Origin of the sequence: Mesorhizobium sp. BR1-1-3 (genome assembly GCF_020165455.1) — a bacterium.
In the GTDB taxonomy this organism is placed as follows: Bacteria; Pseudomonadota; Alphaproteobacteria; order Rhizobiales; family Rhizobiaceae; genus Mesorhizobium; species Mesorhizobium ciceri.
The window spans coordinates 287,273-300,588 of sequence record NZ_JAIUIC010000001.1; the positions used below are offsets into that span (position 1 = coordinate 287,273).

General features: G+C 62.8%; 15 protein-coding genes. 5 read left to right on the forward strand and 10 right to left on the reverse strand.

Annotated features, from left to right (window positions below):
* Positions 1–20: 20 nt before the first annotated feature.
* Positions 21–179 (reverse strand): hypothetical protein, encoded by a 159-nt coding sequence (locus LB559_RS01370; RefSeq protein WP_082827388.1) that lies wholly within the window; start codon positions 177–179, stop codon positions 21–23.
* Positions 180–271: 92 nt separating this feature from the next.
* Between LB559_RS01370 and LB559_RS01375 the strand changes: the two genes are divergently transcribed.
* Complete coding sequence (locus LB559_RS01375; RefSeq protein WP_224672895.1) at positions 272–1,189, forward strand: LysR substrate-binding domain-containing protein; 918 nt, start codon at positions 272–274, stop codon at positions 1,187–1,189.
* A 105-nt stretch (positions 1,190–1,294) separates the two neighbouring features.
* On the opposite strand, the gene LB559_RS01380 is transcribed toward LB559_RS01375, so the two are convergent.
* Positions 1,295–1,741 carry an iron-sulfur cluster assembly scaffold protein gene (locus LB559_RS01380; protein ID WP_013531981.1) on the reverse strand — a complete coding sequence of 149 codons (447 nt, stop codon included), beginning with the start codon at positions 1,739–1,741 and terminating at the stop codon, positions 1,295–1,297.
* A gap of 240 nt (positions 1,742–1,981) precedes the next feature.
* On the opposite strand from LB559_RS01380, the gene folE reads away from it, so the two are divergent.
* From folE to LB559_RS01395, 3 genes are all read left to right on the forward strand, one after another.
* A complete protein-coding gene (folE, locus tag LB559_RS01385; protein ID WP_013531982.1) occupies positions 1,982–2,617 on the forward strand; it encodes a GTP cyclohydrolase I FolE in 636 nt (211 codons plus the stop codon).
* 35 nt (positions 2,618–2,652) lie between these two features.
* Positions 2,653–3,114, forward strand: a complete 462-nt coding sequence (gene hisI / locus LB559_RS01390) for a phosphoribosyl-AMP cyclohydrolase (RefSeq protein ID WP_013531983.1) — start codon at positions 2,653–2,655, stop codon at positions 3,112–3,114.
* Between the two features lie 84 nt (positions 3,115–3,198).
* Positions 3,199–4,170, forward strand: a complete 972-nt coding sequence (locus LB559_RS01395) for a patatin family protein (RefSeq protein WP_063173662.1) — start codon at positions 3,199–3,201, stop codon at positions 4,168–4,170.
* Positions 4,171–4,177: 7 nt separating this feature from the next.
* Here the strand turns inward: LB559_RS01395 and recJ are convergent, their stop codons facing one another.
* The 8 genes from recJ to LB559_RS01435 all read right to left on the reverse strand — a co-directional run bounded on the left by recJ (position 4,178) and on the right by LB559_RS01435 (position 11,380).
* Positions 4,178–5,962 (reverse strand): single-stranded-DNA-specific exonuclease RecJ, encoded by a 1,785-nt coding sequence (gene recJ / locus LB559_RS01400; RefSeq protein ID WP_013531985.1) that lies wholly within the window; start codon positions 5,960–5,962, stop codon positions 4,178–4,180.
* 178 nt (positions 5,963–6,140) lie between these two features.
* Positions 6,141–6,374 carry a DUF6434 domain-containing protein gene (locus LB559_RS01405; protein WP_127367031.1) on the reverse strand — a complete coding sequence of 78 codons (234 nt, stop codon included), beginning with the start codon at positions 6,372–6,374 and terminating at the stop codon, positions 6,141–6,143.
* 73 nt (positions 6,375–6,447) lie between these two features.
* Positions 6,448–7,431 carry a class II fructose-bisphosphatase gene (glpX, locus tag LB559_RS01410; protein WP_013531987.1) on the reverse strand — a complete coding sequence of 328 codons (984 nt, stop codon included), beginning with the start codon at positions 7,429–7,431 and terminating at the stop codon, positions 6,448–6,450.
* Positions 7,432–7,635: 204 nt separating this feature from the next.
* Positions 7,636–7,803, reverse strand: coding sequence for a Thivi_2564 family membrane protein (locus LB559_RS01415; protein ID WP_013531988.1), 168 nt, complete (start codon positions 7,801–7,803; stop codon positions 7,636–7,638).
* A 71-nt stretch (positions 7,804–7,874) separates the two neighbouring features.
* Complete coding sequence (locus LB559_RS01420) at positions 7,875–8,231, reverse strand: hypothetical protein (RefSeq protein WP_064995483.1); 357 nt, start codon at positions 8,229–8,231, stop codon at positions 7,875–7,877.
* 133 nt (positions 8,232–8,364) lie between these two features.
* The gene (locus LB559_RS01425) at positions 8,365–9,678 is read right to left on the reverse strand and encodes a homoserine dehydrogenase (RefSeq protein WP_224619397.1); all 1,314 of its coding nucleotides are present in this window, start codon (positions 9,676–9,678) and stop codon (positions 8,365–8,367) included.
* 47 nt (positions 9,679–9,725) lie between these two features.
* Entirely contained in the window at positions 9,726–10,943 is a 1,218-nt protein-coding gene (locus LB559_RS01430; protein ID WP_013531991.1) for an LL-diaminopimelate aminotransferase, read from the reverse strand.
* A gap of 44 nt (positions 10,944–10,987) precedes the next feature.
* Positions 10,988–11,380 carry a hypothetical protein gene (locus tag LB559_RS01435; protein ID WP_013531992.1) on the reverse strand — a complete coding sequence of 131 codons (393 nt, stop codon included), beginning with the start codon at positions 11,378–11,380 and terminating at the stop codon, positions 10,988–10,990.
* Positions 11,381–11,477: 97 nt separating this feature from the next.
* Here LB559_RS01435 and phaC point away from each other — a divergent pair, with 97 nt between their 5' ends.
* On the forward strand, positions 11,478–13,313 hold the full coding sequence (gene phaC, locus LB559_RS01440; RefSeq protein WP_063167870.1) for a class I poly(R)-hydroxyalkanoic acid synthase: 1,836 nt from the start codon (positions 11,478–11,480) through the stop codon (positions 13,311–13,313).
* Positions 13,314–13,316 lie beyond the last annotated feature (3 nt).

A 13,316-nucleotide genomic window follows, 5' to 3' on the forward strand; every position in this document is an offset into this window, starting at 1 on the left:
CTCCTTTCGCGCCCCCGCCATCACGGACGGGAACGGCGAAACGGCTGCCTGTCAGCCGACGGCGCCCAGCGGCCACGACTGGCCGGCCCCTCGCGGCGCTTTGAATGCTGCTTTTCGTCACGCCATTGAAACGTCGCGATCCGCATGACATCGCCAAAAATGCTCAGCAACTGGATCATGGTCGGTCTCCTTTGACATGGATTAGACCGCCGCTGGCCTTCGCCTTCAAACGAGTATAATTTCCACTTCGGATAATCCTGGGTTATGCGAAATGAAGCGTGGGCGCCTGCCGCTGACGGCATTGAGGAGCTTCGAGGCGGCGGGCCGGCATCTGAGCTTCAGCCGGGCCGCCGAGGAGCTTTTCGTCTCGCAGGCGGCGATCAGCCGGCAGATCCGCGAGCTCGAAATCTTCCTGCATCGACCCTTGTTCGAACGTCACCATCGACGAGTCGAACTGACCGACACCGGCCGGCGTCTGCTGGATCAGCTTGTCAGAAGTTTCGACGCCATCGATACCTTGCTTGGCGATCTGGTGGCGACACCGGCACAGTCCGTGGTCCGCGTCAGTGTCGAGCCGTCGCTTGCCTCCGTGTGGCTGGTTCCCCGGCTCAACCGGTTTCGCCAATTGCGGCCCGACATCGACGTCTCCCTCGAAGTCGATCCAAGGCTGATCGAGTTCCGCAGCGATCAGCCGGAGCTTGCCTTGCGCTTCAGCGCGCATGCCGACTCGTGGCCGCGCAGCCAGGCCGAGCGGCTTGCCTGGACGGTCGATTCGCCGGTCCTGTCGCCGGCGCTGCTTGCTTCTGGCCCTGCCCTCAGGAAGCCAATCGATCTTGGCCGCTACACGCTTTTGCACGAGGAGAACCGCCAGGGCTGGGCGCGCTGGTTCGAAGCGGCCGGCGTGCCCGCCGACGCCGTGCCCGCGCGCGGGCCGATGCTGGCGGATGCGTCGCTTTCAAAGCAGGCCGCCTTGCTCGGACATGGCGTGGCATTGGGCGATCTGTTGCAGATCGGCGGGGAAATCGCATCCGGCGCGCTGGTCAAGCCGTTCGACATCGACGTCGCATCCGGCGCCTATTGGCTGGTGGCCAGAAACCTGCACGACCTCTCGGAGCCGGCCGCCGCGTTCGCCGACTGGCTCAGAAGTGAATTTGCCGAAAGCAGGCAGGCGCTGGAAGCGCAGGCTTAAACCCTTCTGGCCCGGTTCCTGTCCAGCCAAATACCAAGCCGTGGCAGCAAAGATTTTGGAGCGCCTGCGCGAAGCCTGCGCACCGTGGACGGCCAAATCCCAAGGTCAGGCCGCTTCTTCGGCGCGCTTCTTCTCGATCTGGCCGATCGCGTCGACCACGGCATCGAAAGTCAGCATGGTCGAAGCGTGCCGCGCCTTGTAGTCGCGCACCGGCTCCAAATATCTGAGATCCGCAAAGCGGCCGTCCGGCGGGGCGCCATTTTCCTTGAGCATCTTCAGCATGGTGTCGCGCACCGCGCGCAATTCCTCGGCACTCGCGCCGACGACATGCTGCGCCATGATCGATGACGACGCCTGGCCGAGCGCGCAGGCCTTCACGTCATGGGCAAAATCCGTGACCACGCCGTCCTGCATCTTGAGGTCGACGGTGACGGTCGAACCGCATAGCTTGGAGTGCGCCTTGGCGGTCGCGTCAGGATGATCAAGACGGCCGATGCGGGCGATGTTTCCGGCAAAACCGAGAATTTTCGCGTTGTAGACGTCGTTTATCATAATTTTCCAATCCGTCGCCGCCAAGCGAACAGCGATTGCCGCTGTCGTGTCTTCCTTTCGCTCGCTATGACCTTATATAATGCTGGCAGTCCGGTATCGACAAGAACGACGAAAGCCAATGTCCTTGCCGGGAAGTTCACGCCGCTTACGGGGCTGGAAACGGGGCGAGTTTCCGACACCGAAAGGTCGTGGTCCGTTCAACTCGTTCCTCCGCCGAGAGGGACTACGGGAGACGCCTTTATGGATGCCGTCATCAAGAAGCTCATGCCACAGTCAGCCTATATGGAAAAGCCGGTCACCGACCGGCCAAGCGAAGCCGAAGTCGAAGCCGCCGTGCGCACGCTTTTGCGCTGGACCGGCGACAATCCGGACCGCGAAGGGTTGGTCGACACGCCGAAGCGGGTGGCAAAGGCCTTTCGCGAAATGTTCGGTGGTTACGACATGTGCCCGGCCGACGAGCTCGGCCGCACTTTCGAGGAGGTCGCCGGCTACGATGACCTGGTCATCGTCAAGGACATCACATTCCATTCGCATTGCGAGCACCATATGGTGCCGATCATCGGCAAGGCGCATGTCGGGTATCTTCCGGACGGCAAGGTCGTCGGCCTGTCCAAGATCGCGCGTGTCGTCGATATCTTCGCCCACCGCCTGCAAACCCAGGAGGCGCTGACGGCGCAGATCGCCGGCGTCATCCAGGACGTGCTCAATCCGCGCGGCGTCGCCGTCATGATCGAGGCCGAGCACATGTGCATGGCCATGCGCGGCATCCGCAAGCAGGGATCAACCACGCTGACCTCGACCTTCACCGGCGTTTTCAAGGACACGCCCGAAGAGCAGGTCCGTTTCGTCACCATGGTGCGCGGCGGCGGGGTCTGATCGGCCCTCGCCGGCCATCAAAACAAGGACCGGCGATGTCGGCACTGGAATTTCCAAAAGCTCCGTCGGACAAGAAGGCTCTCGAGGAAGGCGCGGTGTTTTCGCCGCGCTTCGATGCAGCCGGGCTGGTCACGGTCGTCGTGACAGACGCCGCGGACGGCATGCTGTTGATGGTTGCGCATATGAACGCGCAAGCACTGGCACTGACGCTTGAGACCGGCATCGCCCACTACTGGTCGCGCTCGCGCAGCGCGCTTTGGAAAAAGGGCGAAACATCAGGCAATTTTCAGCATGTCGTCGAGATGCTCACGGATTGTGACCAGGATGCCATATGGTTGCGCGTCAAAGTGTTGGGCCACGACGCAACCTGTCACACTGGCCGGCGTTCATGCTTTTATCGGACGGTGGGGCTGGTCGACGGCAAAGGGACGCTTGCCATCGACGGCAGCAAGCCGCTGTTCGATGCGGAAAACACGTATCGGAAACCAACAGCTTGAACCTTCTGCCTGACACCAACGACACAGATTCATCATTTCGATACGCCCCGCTCGTATAGTAGCCGTGGGACAAGGGAGATTATGATGCTCGAGTGGGCGTCATTGCGTAACAGACCAGATGTCAGGGAGGCCAACGGCCTGTCCTCGTCAGGCGGCGCGTCCGAAACGAACTCCCAGAAGAAAACAGGCATTTCGCTCGCCTTGGGTGGCGGGTGCGCCCGCGGCTGGGCGCATATCGGCGTGCTGCGCGCGCTGGATGAAGCCGGCATCGAAGTATCGATGATCGCCGGCACCTCGATCGGCGCGCTGGTCGGCGGCTGCTATCTCGCCGGCAAACTGGACGAGCTCGAAGAATTCGCCCGCAGCCTGACCAAGCGCCGCATCTTCGGCCTGCTCGATCTCAATTTGCGCGGCAGCGGCCTGTTCGGCGGCATGAAGCTCGATGCAAGGCTGCGCGAGCACATGGCCGGCATTCGTTTCGAGGACCTTGCCAAGCCGTTCGTCGCGGTCACTTCCGAAATCCGCACGGGCCACGAAATCTGGCTGTCGAGCGGCTCATTGATCACCGCCATGCGCGCCTCTTATGCGCTTCCCGGCGTGTTCGAGCCGGTGAATTGCAACGGCCGCGTGCTGGTCGACGGCGCTCTGGTCAACCCCGTACCGGTTTCGGTCTGCCGCGCCTACGAGCAGCCGCTCGTCGTGGCGGTCAACCTTCACTATGACCTGTTCGGCCGTGCCGCCGTCATCAAGCACAGCGCTGGCGAACTGGTCGTCGAAAAGGACGCGCCGCGGCCTGGCCAGATCGACGCCGAGCGCCAGTCGCATCAGACGCGGCTCGGCATCACCGGCGTCATGGTCGAGGCCTTCAACATCATTCAGGACCGCATTTCGCGCGCCAGGCTTGCCGGCGACCCGCCCGACATGTCGCTGCAGCCGAAGCTCAGCCATATCGGCCTGACCGAGTTCCACCGCGCCGACGAGGCGATCAAGCTCGGCTATCAGGCGACGATGGCGCAGATCGGCGAACTGACCCGGCTGCAGACAGTTCTCGCCTGATCAAAACCTACGCACGAGCCGCATCGGTGATACGAAACTGAACGGTGCGGTTGCCGTTCCAGTAATTTCCTGAGAGCGAACCGGCGACGTGGATTGTCTTGCCCCGGTTCTTGAACAGGAATTCGCCAAGCGCGGTATCGACGGCGCGAAAGGCGATCGCCTGGATCCGGCCGCCGCTTTCCGATTGCAGCTCGACGCGGATGTGATTGGTGCCGACCGGCCGCGCATCGGCCAACCGGTGGCGCGGCAACGCGAAAACAGGGGCCACGTGCCCGGCACCGAAAGGTCCGGCTTGTTCCAGCGCGTCGAGCAGGCTGAGTGTCGCGCCTTCAGCGGCAAGCGCACCGTCTATGGCCAGGCTTTCCTCGCCCTGCAGGCGAAACACGTCGGCTGCCGCCCGCTCTTCGAAAAACGCCCTGAGCTCACCAAGCCTCGCCCGCTCGACGGTGATGCCCGCCGCCATGCCATGCCCGCCACCCTTGACGATCAGACCGGCAATGGCCGCCTCGCGCACCAGCCGGCCGAGGTCGAAACCCGAGACCGAGCGGCCCGAGCCGGTGCCGATGCCGTTGGCGTTGAAGGCGATGGCGAAGGCCGGCCGGCGGGCATGATCCTTCAGCCGTGAGGCGAGCAAACCGACGATGCCCGGATGCCAGCTGTTGCTGGCGGTGACGACGATCGCCGGGCCATTGCCGCCGGCGAGCTCTGCATCGGCCTCGGCGCGCGCCGCCGCGAGCATCTCCTGCTCCATCAGCTGCCGTTCCTGGTTGAGCCGGTCGAGCGTCTCGGCAATGGTGCGCGCCTCGACCGGGTCGTCGGTCGCAAGCAACCGGCTGCCAAGTGCGGCATCGCCGATGCGTCCGCCGGCATTGATGCGCGGGCCGATCAGATAGGCCAGATGGAAGGTGCTGATCGGCTCGCCGATGCGCGACACCCGTGCCAGTGCCGCGAGCCCTTCGTTCTTCTGCTGGCGCGCCATCTGCAGCCCCTTGACCACGAAGGCACGGTTGACGCCGGTCAGCGGCACCACGTCACAAACGGTGGCCAATGCCACGATATCGAGCAGCGAAAGCAGGTCCGGCGGCGTAGCATCGGCCATGCGGCTACGCAGGATCCTGGCCGTCTGCACAAGGGCGAGGAAGACCACGCCGGCGGCACAGAGATGGCCCTGCCCGGAAAGGTCGTCGTCGCGATTGGGATTGACGACAGCGATTGCCGCCGGCAAGGCACCGCCGACCTGGTGGTGGTCGAGCACCACTACATCGGCCCCGGCCTCATTGGCGGCATCGATGGAAGCGGCGCTGTTGGTGCCGCAATCGACGGTGACGATCAGTGTCGCGCCACGCGAAACAAGTTCGCGCATGGCGTCGGGGTTGGGGCCATAACCTTCGAAAATACGATCCGGGATGTAGATTTCCGACGGCACCGAGAAATGCGTGAGGAACCGCTTCAGCAAGGCCGACGAGGCGGCGCCGTCGACATCATAGTCGCCGAAGATCGCCACCTTTTCCCTGGCCATCACCGCGGCGGCGATCCGGGCCGCCGCCCTGTCCATGTCGGTCAGCGATGCCGGATCCGGCAGAAGATCGCGGATCGTCGGATCGAGAAACCGCTCGGTCTGCTCGGCGGTGACGCCGCGGCCGGCAAGCACCCGTGCTACGATATCGGGTACCCCGTAGCCTTGCGCGATGGCGAGCGCGATCATGTCCTGCCGCTCGGTCAGCCGGTGCTCCCAGGAAACCCCTGACACCGACTGCCTGACATCGAGGAAGAGGCGCTTTTCGCCGGTCATACGCTTTGCCAACTCATCGTTGGCCGCACGATAGTGCATGTCGCCCAAAAGTGCGCAGCGGTTTTGGGGCGACGACCTGTATTGGCAACAATTTAAAGCGTGTCACGTTCATGCGACGCTCTATAGGCCAAAGGCAGGCAAAGCCAAGCGATTCACGGTGTGCGCCGTCCGGGAAGTGTCAAGAAAACTGCGCTTTCCGCTTTTCAGCCTGGCGCCGAAGCCATTCGTCGGCCGCATCGCCCATCGTCTTTTCCACACCGTCCTTGAGCCAGGCCATGAAAGGCCGGTCGAAGCTGAATGCGTCGCTGCATTCCCGGATGAGAAAGCGACGCACATTCTGGGTGTTGCGATAAGACTGCGTGATGGCGGTGGCGCGCGAGATCGGATCCGCGTGCCAGTCGAACGGTTTCATCGTCAAATCCTTGCAGCCAATATCGGGTGCGCCCGAATGGCTAACAATTGCAAGGTGGCTTCGCAAGCAAGCGTCAGAACTTATCCAGGTCCTGATGGCGTGCCTTGATCTCGCGCACCGTCCGCGACGACGAGCGCAGCACGATCGTGTGGGTGGTGATGTAATTGTGGCCGAACTTGACGCCAGCCAGCATGTTGCCGTCGGTGACACCGGTGGCCGCAAACAGCACATCGCCGCGCGCCATGTCCTCCGTCCGATAGACCCGTTTCGGATTGGAAATACCCATCTTTGCCGCGCGAGCAACCTTTTCCGGTGTGTCGAGGATCAGCCTGCCCTGCATCTGGCCGCCGGTGCAGCGCAGCGCGGCGGCGGCCAGCACGCCCTCGGGTGCTCCGCCAGTGCCGAGATAGATATCGATGCCGGTTTCTTCCGGATCCGTGGTGTGGATGACGCCGGCGACATCGCCGTCGCCGATCAGCCGGATCGCGGCACCCGTGGCGCGCACGGCATCGATCAGCTTGGCATGACGTGGCCGGTCGAGGATACAGGTGGTGATGTCCGAAATAGCCACGCCCTTGGCGCGGGCGAGGCTGGCGATGTTTTCGGCCGGTGAGGCATCGATATCGATGACGCCGTCCGCATAGCCCGGACCGATGGCGATCTTGTCCATGTAGACATCGGGCGCAAACAGCAGGCTGCCCTTTTCGGCGATGGCGATGACGGCGAGCGCATTGGGCAGGTTCTTGGCGCAGATCGTCGTGCCTTCGAGCGGATCGAGCGCGATATCGACCGCCGGACCTTTGCCGGAGCCGACTTCTTCGCCGATATAGAGCATCGGCGCTTCATCGCGCTCGCCCTCGCCGATCACCACCGTGCCCCTGATGGAAAGCCGGTTGAGTTCCTGGCGCATGGCATCCACGGCGACCTGGTCGGCCGCCTTTTCGTCGCCGCGCCCACGCAGCCTGGCGGCCGCGACGGCGGCCCGTTCGGTGACGCGCACCAGTTCCATGGTGAGTATCCGGTCAAGGCCGGCGACGATGTTCTGGGCCACATTCATCTGGTGATTTCCTCGTTGGCAATGCGGCCTCCCGCCGGAGGCGGGCCTGTTTTGTCAAACGAGCATGACAACGGCAAGACCTGCCACGAATATTATCGAATATCCAACAATATCAATCGATTAAACTACGTCTTGAAACACGACCGGCCTGATCGCCACGCGCCGGGCCAGTCTTAAAACGGTGAGAATGGCGGCCTTCGCGGCCTAAAAAACCGCGAGGTATTTGAGCAACGAAATGATGCCGATGATGATGACGATGACCTGAACTATTTGTCTCATCCGGCCATCGAGCGGCAGGCGTTGGACCAGATAGAGAACGAGGATGATGACGAGGAATGTGATCAGGATGCCGATCAACGCTGATGAAGCCATGGTGTCCTCCTTAAAAGTGATTTGCTGAAAACAATAGAAAAGGCCGGAAGCCCGGCCCTATTGCGCTGCGGTCAATACCAGCGGCGGGAGGTATCGTTCGTCGACTGAGCAATGGCGAAGCCGGCCAGAAAGCCGAGCAGGCCGATCACGCCGACCAAAGCTGTCGTCGTACCAGGATTCTCGCGCGCGACTTCCGAAACAGCCTGGGCCTGGCTGCGCAGTTGTTGCGCCGTACGCGAAGCGCGGTTCGCCGCGGTGTCGTACAACTCGGACGCCTGTTCGCTGGCGTCATCGAGCATCTCCGCGCCCCGCGCCGAAATGCTCTTGTTGATCTTGGTGATCTCTTTGCGCAGTTCGGCAATCTGCTTTTCCAGCGTCTTCTGGACGTCGTCGATATCGGGGGTGTCGGATTTGTTGGTGTCAGCCATGAAGCGGTTCCTCTGGTTGGTGACCAAGAGAACGGCGTCGACGCGAATTCGTTCCGGTCTGTGGCGGCTGCCTGCCTCCAGACCGGACTTCAATGCCTGCGGAATTCTTGTCCCGCGCGAGTGTCGGACAAAGCTACCCTGCCCGTTCGATGCGGATGACCTGCGGTTTGTCGGTCAGATGTCCGTCCTTGGTGATGCCGTCTACCGCCTTGCGCACGGCGGCCTCCGTCGTCTCGTGGGTGACAAGGATCACCGTCTTCTGTGCCGCCGCCTCGCCGTTGACTGCATGCTGGACGATCGATTCCAGCGAGATGTCATTGTCGGCCATGCGCTTGGCGATTGCCGCGAACACGCCGATGCGGTCGTGCACGGTCAGCCGGATGAAATAACCGCCGGCATGGCTGCGCATCTGCGCCTTCTTGTAGGGTTTCAGCTCCTTGGCCGGCCGGCCGAAGACCGGACCATGCTGGAAGCCTGGCCGGCTCTTGGCGATGTCGGCGATGTCGCCGATGACGGCCGATGCGGTGGCGTTGCCGCCCGCACCGGGGCCGGACAGCAGCAGCTCGCCCAGAATGTCGGTCTCGATCGCCACCGCATTGGTGACGCCATGCACCTGCGCGATGACCGATGCGGTCGGCACCATCGTCGGATGCACGCGCTGCTCGATACCGCTCTCGGTGCGCTGGGCGACACCCAGCAGCTTGATCCGGTAGCCGAGATCGGCGGCCGCGCGGATGTCGGCCTGGGTGATGTTGGAAATGCCTTCCATGTAGATGTCGTTGGCGGCGATCCTGGTGCCAAAGGCAAGGCTGGTCAGGATCGACAGTTTGTGCGCCGTGTCGTGGCCCTCGATGTCGAAGGTCGGATCGGCCTCAGCATAGCCCAGCCGCTGCGCGTCCTTCAGGCAAGCATCGAACGAGATGCCCTCGGCCTCCATGCGGGTCAGGATGTAGTTACAGGTGCCGTTGAGGATGCCGAACACGCGGGTGACCGAATTGCCGGCCATCGCCTCACGCATCGTCTTGATGACGGGAATGCCGCCCGCCACCGCCGCCTCGTAGTTCAGAAGCACGCCCTTCTTCTCGGCGATCTCGGCCAGCGCCACGCCATGCTTGGCCAGCAGCGCCTTGTTGGCGGTGACGACGTGACGGCCGGCTTCGAGTGCCGTCTTCACCGATGAGCGCGCCGGGCCCTCGTCGCCGCCGATCAGTTCGACGAACACGTCGATTTCTGCGGTCTGGGCCATCTTGACCGGATCGTCGAACCACTTTGCAGAGCTCAGATCGACGCCCCGATCGCGCTTCTGGTCGCGCGCGGAGACGGCGGTGACGATCACGTCACGGCCGCACTGGCGGGTCAGTTCCACCGCTTTGTCGCGCAGCACGCGCGCCACCGATGCACCGACCGTGCCGAGGCCGGCAATTCCAACACGCAATGCTTCAGCCATGTCCGGCGACGTCCCTCAAAGTCAGATCGAATTTGCGTGCGGCAAGCTTACCGGTGAGCGGAGAGCGGCACGACATTGTTGGGCTGCTTGGCGCTGGTCGACAGGAAGCGCTTGATGTTGCGCGCCGCCTGCCGGATCCTGTGCTCGTTCTCGACCAGAGCAACGCGCACGAATTCGTCGCCATGCTCGCCGAAGCCGACACCGGGCGCCACGGCCACGTCGGCATGTTCGATGAGCAGCTTGGAGAATTCGAGCGAGCCGAGATGCTTGAACGGCTCCGGGATCGGCGCCCAGGCGAACATCGATGCCGCCGGTGCCGGAATGGTCCAGCCGGCGCGGCCGAAGGCGTCGACCATCACGTCGCGGCGCTTGTGGTAGATGTCGCGCACCTCGGCGATGTCGGCGCCGTCGCCGTTGAGCGCGTGTGCCGCCGCCACCTGGATCGGCGTGAAGGCGCCGTAATCGAGGTAGGACTTCACCCGCGTCAGCGCCGAGATCAGCCGCTCGTTGCCGACGGCAAAGCCCATGCGCCAACCGGGCATGGAGAAGGTCTTCGACATGGAGGTGAATTCGACGCAAACGTCGATCGCGCCAGGCACCTGCAGCACCGAAGGCGGCGGATTGCCGTCGAAATAGATCTCCGAATAGGCAAGGTCGGACAGGATGATGATGTCGTTCTTCTTGGCGAAGGCGACCACATCCTTGTAGAAATCGAGCGAGGCGACCAGCGCTGTCGGGTTCGACGGATAGTTGAGGATCAGCGCCAGCGGCTTCGGGATCGAATGCTTGACACCGCGCTCGAGCGCCGGGATGAAACCGTCGTCCGGCTCCACCTGCAGCGAGCGGATGACGCCGCCCGACATGATAAAGCCGAAGGCATGGATCGGATAGGTCGGGTTCGGGCACAGGATGACGTCGCCGGGCGCGGTGATCGCCTGCGCCATGTTGGCAAAGCCTTCCTTCGAGCCAAGCGTGGCCACCACTTGCGTGTCGGGATTGAGTTTCACGCCGAAGCGCCTGCCATAGTAGGCGGCCTGGGCGCGGCGCAGGCCCGGAATGCCGCGCGACGAGGAATAGCGATGCGTGCGCGGGTCGCGCACGACCTCGCACAATTTGTCGACGATAGCCTTGGGCGTCGGCAGGTCCGGATTGCCCATGCCGAGGTCGATGATGTCGGCGCCACGCGATCGGGCGCTGGCCTTGAGCCGGTTGACCTGCTCGAACACGTAAGGCGGAAGCCGGCGAACCTTGTGAAATTCTTCCATGGCAGTTCCAGACAGCGAAGGGGTGTTGGGCGCGCGCTATATACTTATTTGCAGGTAGGGTCGAGGGCGGGGTCGCATTTGGCTTCGATCTGCTTCAGCGTTTCGTCGCCATGCTTCTTGGCCAGATCCGTCAGCGCCGCCTGGTTGGCGACCTTGGGGCCGCCGCCCTTTGCCGCCTGCGCATTCTCATCCGCCTTCAATTGCGCGAGCTTGGCGTTCTTCTCGGCTTCGGTGAACTGCGGCGCCGCCACTTGCGGCTTGATGTTCAGGTTCGGGAAGGTGCCGGTATCCTTCGGTCCCGCACCCACAGCGACAGGCGTCGGGCCATTCGTGTTGGTGCTCGAGCACCCGGCAATGCCGATGAGGACGATCGCCGCGCCGATGCGGCAAAAACGTCCGGAACCGAAAAAAACAGTCTCGCCAATATTAATCGTCATATTGTTTCCTTGGCAGCCGAGGTAGAGCGAGATTGGCCCGGTCGGATGTCCCATGTTAATATGTCAAGAAAAGGCCTCGGGAGGAACCCCGCCAACCATGTCCAAAACACCCGATTCGGGCAAAGCGGAAGATGACCAGCCTTCGACCGTCGAGCAATATCTGGTGAAGGACCCGGAACGCTTCGCCCTGAACATGGCGCGCATGATCGAGCAGGCCGGCAAGGCCGCTTCCGCCTGGGCCGAGCCGCGTGAAAAAGGCGACGTGCGCGACCATGTGGCCGAACCCGTCGTCGATATGGTGAAGACCTTTTCCAAGCTCAGCGAATACTGGCTTGCCGATCCGCAGCGCGCGCTGGAAGCGCAGACGCGGCTGTTCTCCGGCTATATGACAGTCTGGGCCAACGCCATTCAGCGCACCAGCAACGCCGCGCAAGACACCGAAGACGCGGTCAAGCCGGAGCGCGGCGACAAACGCTTCCTCGACCCGGAATGGGGCCGCAACGCCTTCTTCGATTTCCTCAAGCAGGCCTATCTCGTCACCTCGCGCTGGGCGGCCGATCTGGTCGAGCACGCCGAAGGTCTTGACGAGCACACCCGCCACAAGGCCGGCTTTTACGTCAAGCAGGTGTCCAACGCCATCTCGCCGTCGAATTTCATCCTGACCAATCCGGAACTGTTCCGCGAAACCGTCGCCTCGAACGGCGAAAACCTGGTGCGCGGCATGAAGATGCTGGCCGAGGACATCGCCGCCGGCAAGGGCGACCTGAAGCTGCGGCAGGCCGACTACTCGCCCTTCGAGATCGGCAGGAACATCGCCACCACTCCCGGCAAGGTGGTCGGCCGCAGCGACGTCGCCGAAATCATCCAGTACGAACCGGCGACCGAGACGGTGCTCAAGCGGCCCCTGCTGATCTGCCCGCCATGGATCAATAAATTCTACATCCTCGATCTGAACCCGCAGAAATCCTTCATTCGCTGGGCGGTTGAACAGGGCCACACCGTGTTCGTCATCTCCTGGGTCAACCCGGACGAGCGCCACGGCACCAAGAGCTGGGAAGCCTATATCCGCGAGGGTCTGCAATACGGCCTCGACACGGTCGAGAAGGCCACCGGCGAACGCGACGTCAACGCGATCGGCTATTGCGTCGGCGGCACGCTCCTGGCGGCGGCCCTGGCGCTGATGGCGCAAGAGGGCGACGACCGCATCAAGTCGGCGACCTTCTTCACCACGCAGGTCGACTTCACCTATGCCGGCGACCTGAAGGTGTTCGTCGACGAAGAACAGGTCGCGGCAGTGGAAAAGTCGATGAGCGAAAAGGGCTATCTCGACGGCACCAAGATGGCGACCGCCTTCAACATGCTGCGCTCAGGCGACCTGATCTGGCCCTATGTCGTCAACAACTACATGCGCGGCAAGGATCCCCTGCCCTTCGACCTGCTCTACTGGAATGCCGATTCCACCCGCATGGCCGCAGCCAACCACTCTTTCTACCTGCGCAACTGCTATCTTGAGAACAACCTTTCGCAAGGCACGATGGAACTGGCGGGCCGCACGGTCTCGCTCGGCGACATCACCATCCCGGTCTACAACCTTGCCTCCAAGGAAGATCACATCGCGCCGGCGCTTTCGGTGTTCCTCGGCTCGAAATATTTCGGCGGCACGGTCGAGTATGTGATGGCGGGGTCGGGCCATATCGCCGGTGTCGTCAATCCGCCGGCATCCAACAAATACCAGTATTGGACCGGGGCTACGCCGACGGGCGACTTCAGCCAGTGGATAGCCAATGCCACCGACCATCCAGGATCCTGGTGGCCGCACTGGCAAGGCTGGATAGAGGCCAAGGACAACACCCGCGTGCCTGCCCGCAAACCGGGCAAGCATATGAAAACTTTGGGTGATGCTCCGGGCACCTATGTGAAGGTCCGTGTGTAACGG

Coding starts and splice junctions, on each gene's coding strand:
- LB559_RS01405 (WP_127367031.1), bottom strand. CDS start 6,374: ATGAAACCGTTCGACTGGCACGCGGATCCGATCTCGCGCGCCACCGCC.
- glpX (WP_013531987.1), bottom strand. CDS start 7,431: ATGAATGTGGCCCAGAACATCGTCGCCGGCCTTGACCGGATACTCACC.
- phaC (WP_063167870.1), top strand. CDS start 11,478: ATGTCCAAAACACCCGATTCGGGCAAAGCGGAAGATGACCAGCCTTCG.
- hisI (WP_013531983.1), top strand. CDS start 2,653: ATGTCGGCACTGGAATTTCCAAAAGCTCCGTCGGACAAGAAGGCTCTC.
- LB559_RS01380 (WP_013531981.1), bottom strand. CDS start 1,741: ATGATAAACGACGTCTACAACGCGAAAATTCTCGGTTTTGCCGGAAAC.
- LB559_RS01430 (WP_013531991.1), bottom strand. CDS start 10,943: ATGGAAGAATTTCACAAGGTTCGCCGGCTTCCGCCTTACGTGTTCGAG.
- LB559_RS01435 (WP_013531992.1), bottom strand. CDS start 11,380: ATGACGATTAATATTGGCGAGACTGTTTTTTTCGGTTCCGGACGTTTT.
- LB559_RS01395 (WP_063173662.1), top strand. CDS start 3,199: ATGCTCGAGTGGGCGTCATTGCGTAACAGACCAGATGTCAGGGAGGCC.
- LB559_RS01370 (WP_082827388.1), bottom strand. CDS start 179: ATGATCCAGTTGCTGAGCATTTTTGGCGATGTCATGCGGATCGCGACG.
- LB559_RS01415 (WP_013531988.1), bottom strand. CDS start 7,803: ATGGCTTCATCAGCGTTGATCGGCATCCTGATCACATTCCTCGTCATC.
- recJ (WP_013531985.1), bottom strand. CDS start 5,962: ATGACCGGCGAAAAGCGCCTCTTCCTCGATGTCAGGCAGTCGGTGTCA.
- LB559_RS01420 (WP_064995483.1), bottom strand. CDS start 8,231: ATGGCTGACACCAACAAATCCGACACCCCCGATATCGACGACGTCCAG.
- folE (WP_013531982.1), top strand. CDS start 1,982: ATGGATGCCGTCATCAAGAAGCTCATGCCACAGTCAGCCTATATGGAA.
- LB559_RS01375 (WP_224672895.1), top strand. CDS start 272: ATGAAGCGTGGGCGCCTGCCGCTGACGGCATTGAGGAGCTTCGAGGCG.
- LB559_RS01425 (WP_224619397.1), bottom strand. CDS start 9,678: ATGGCTGAAGCATTGCGTGTTGGAATTGCCGGCCTCGGCACGGTCGGT.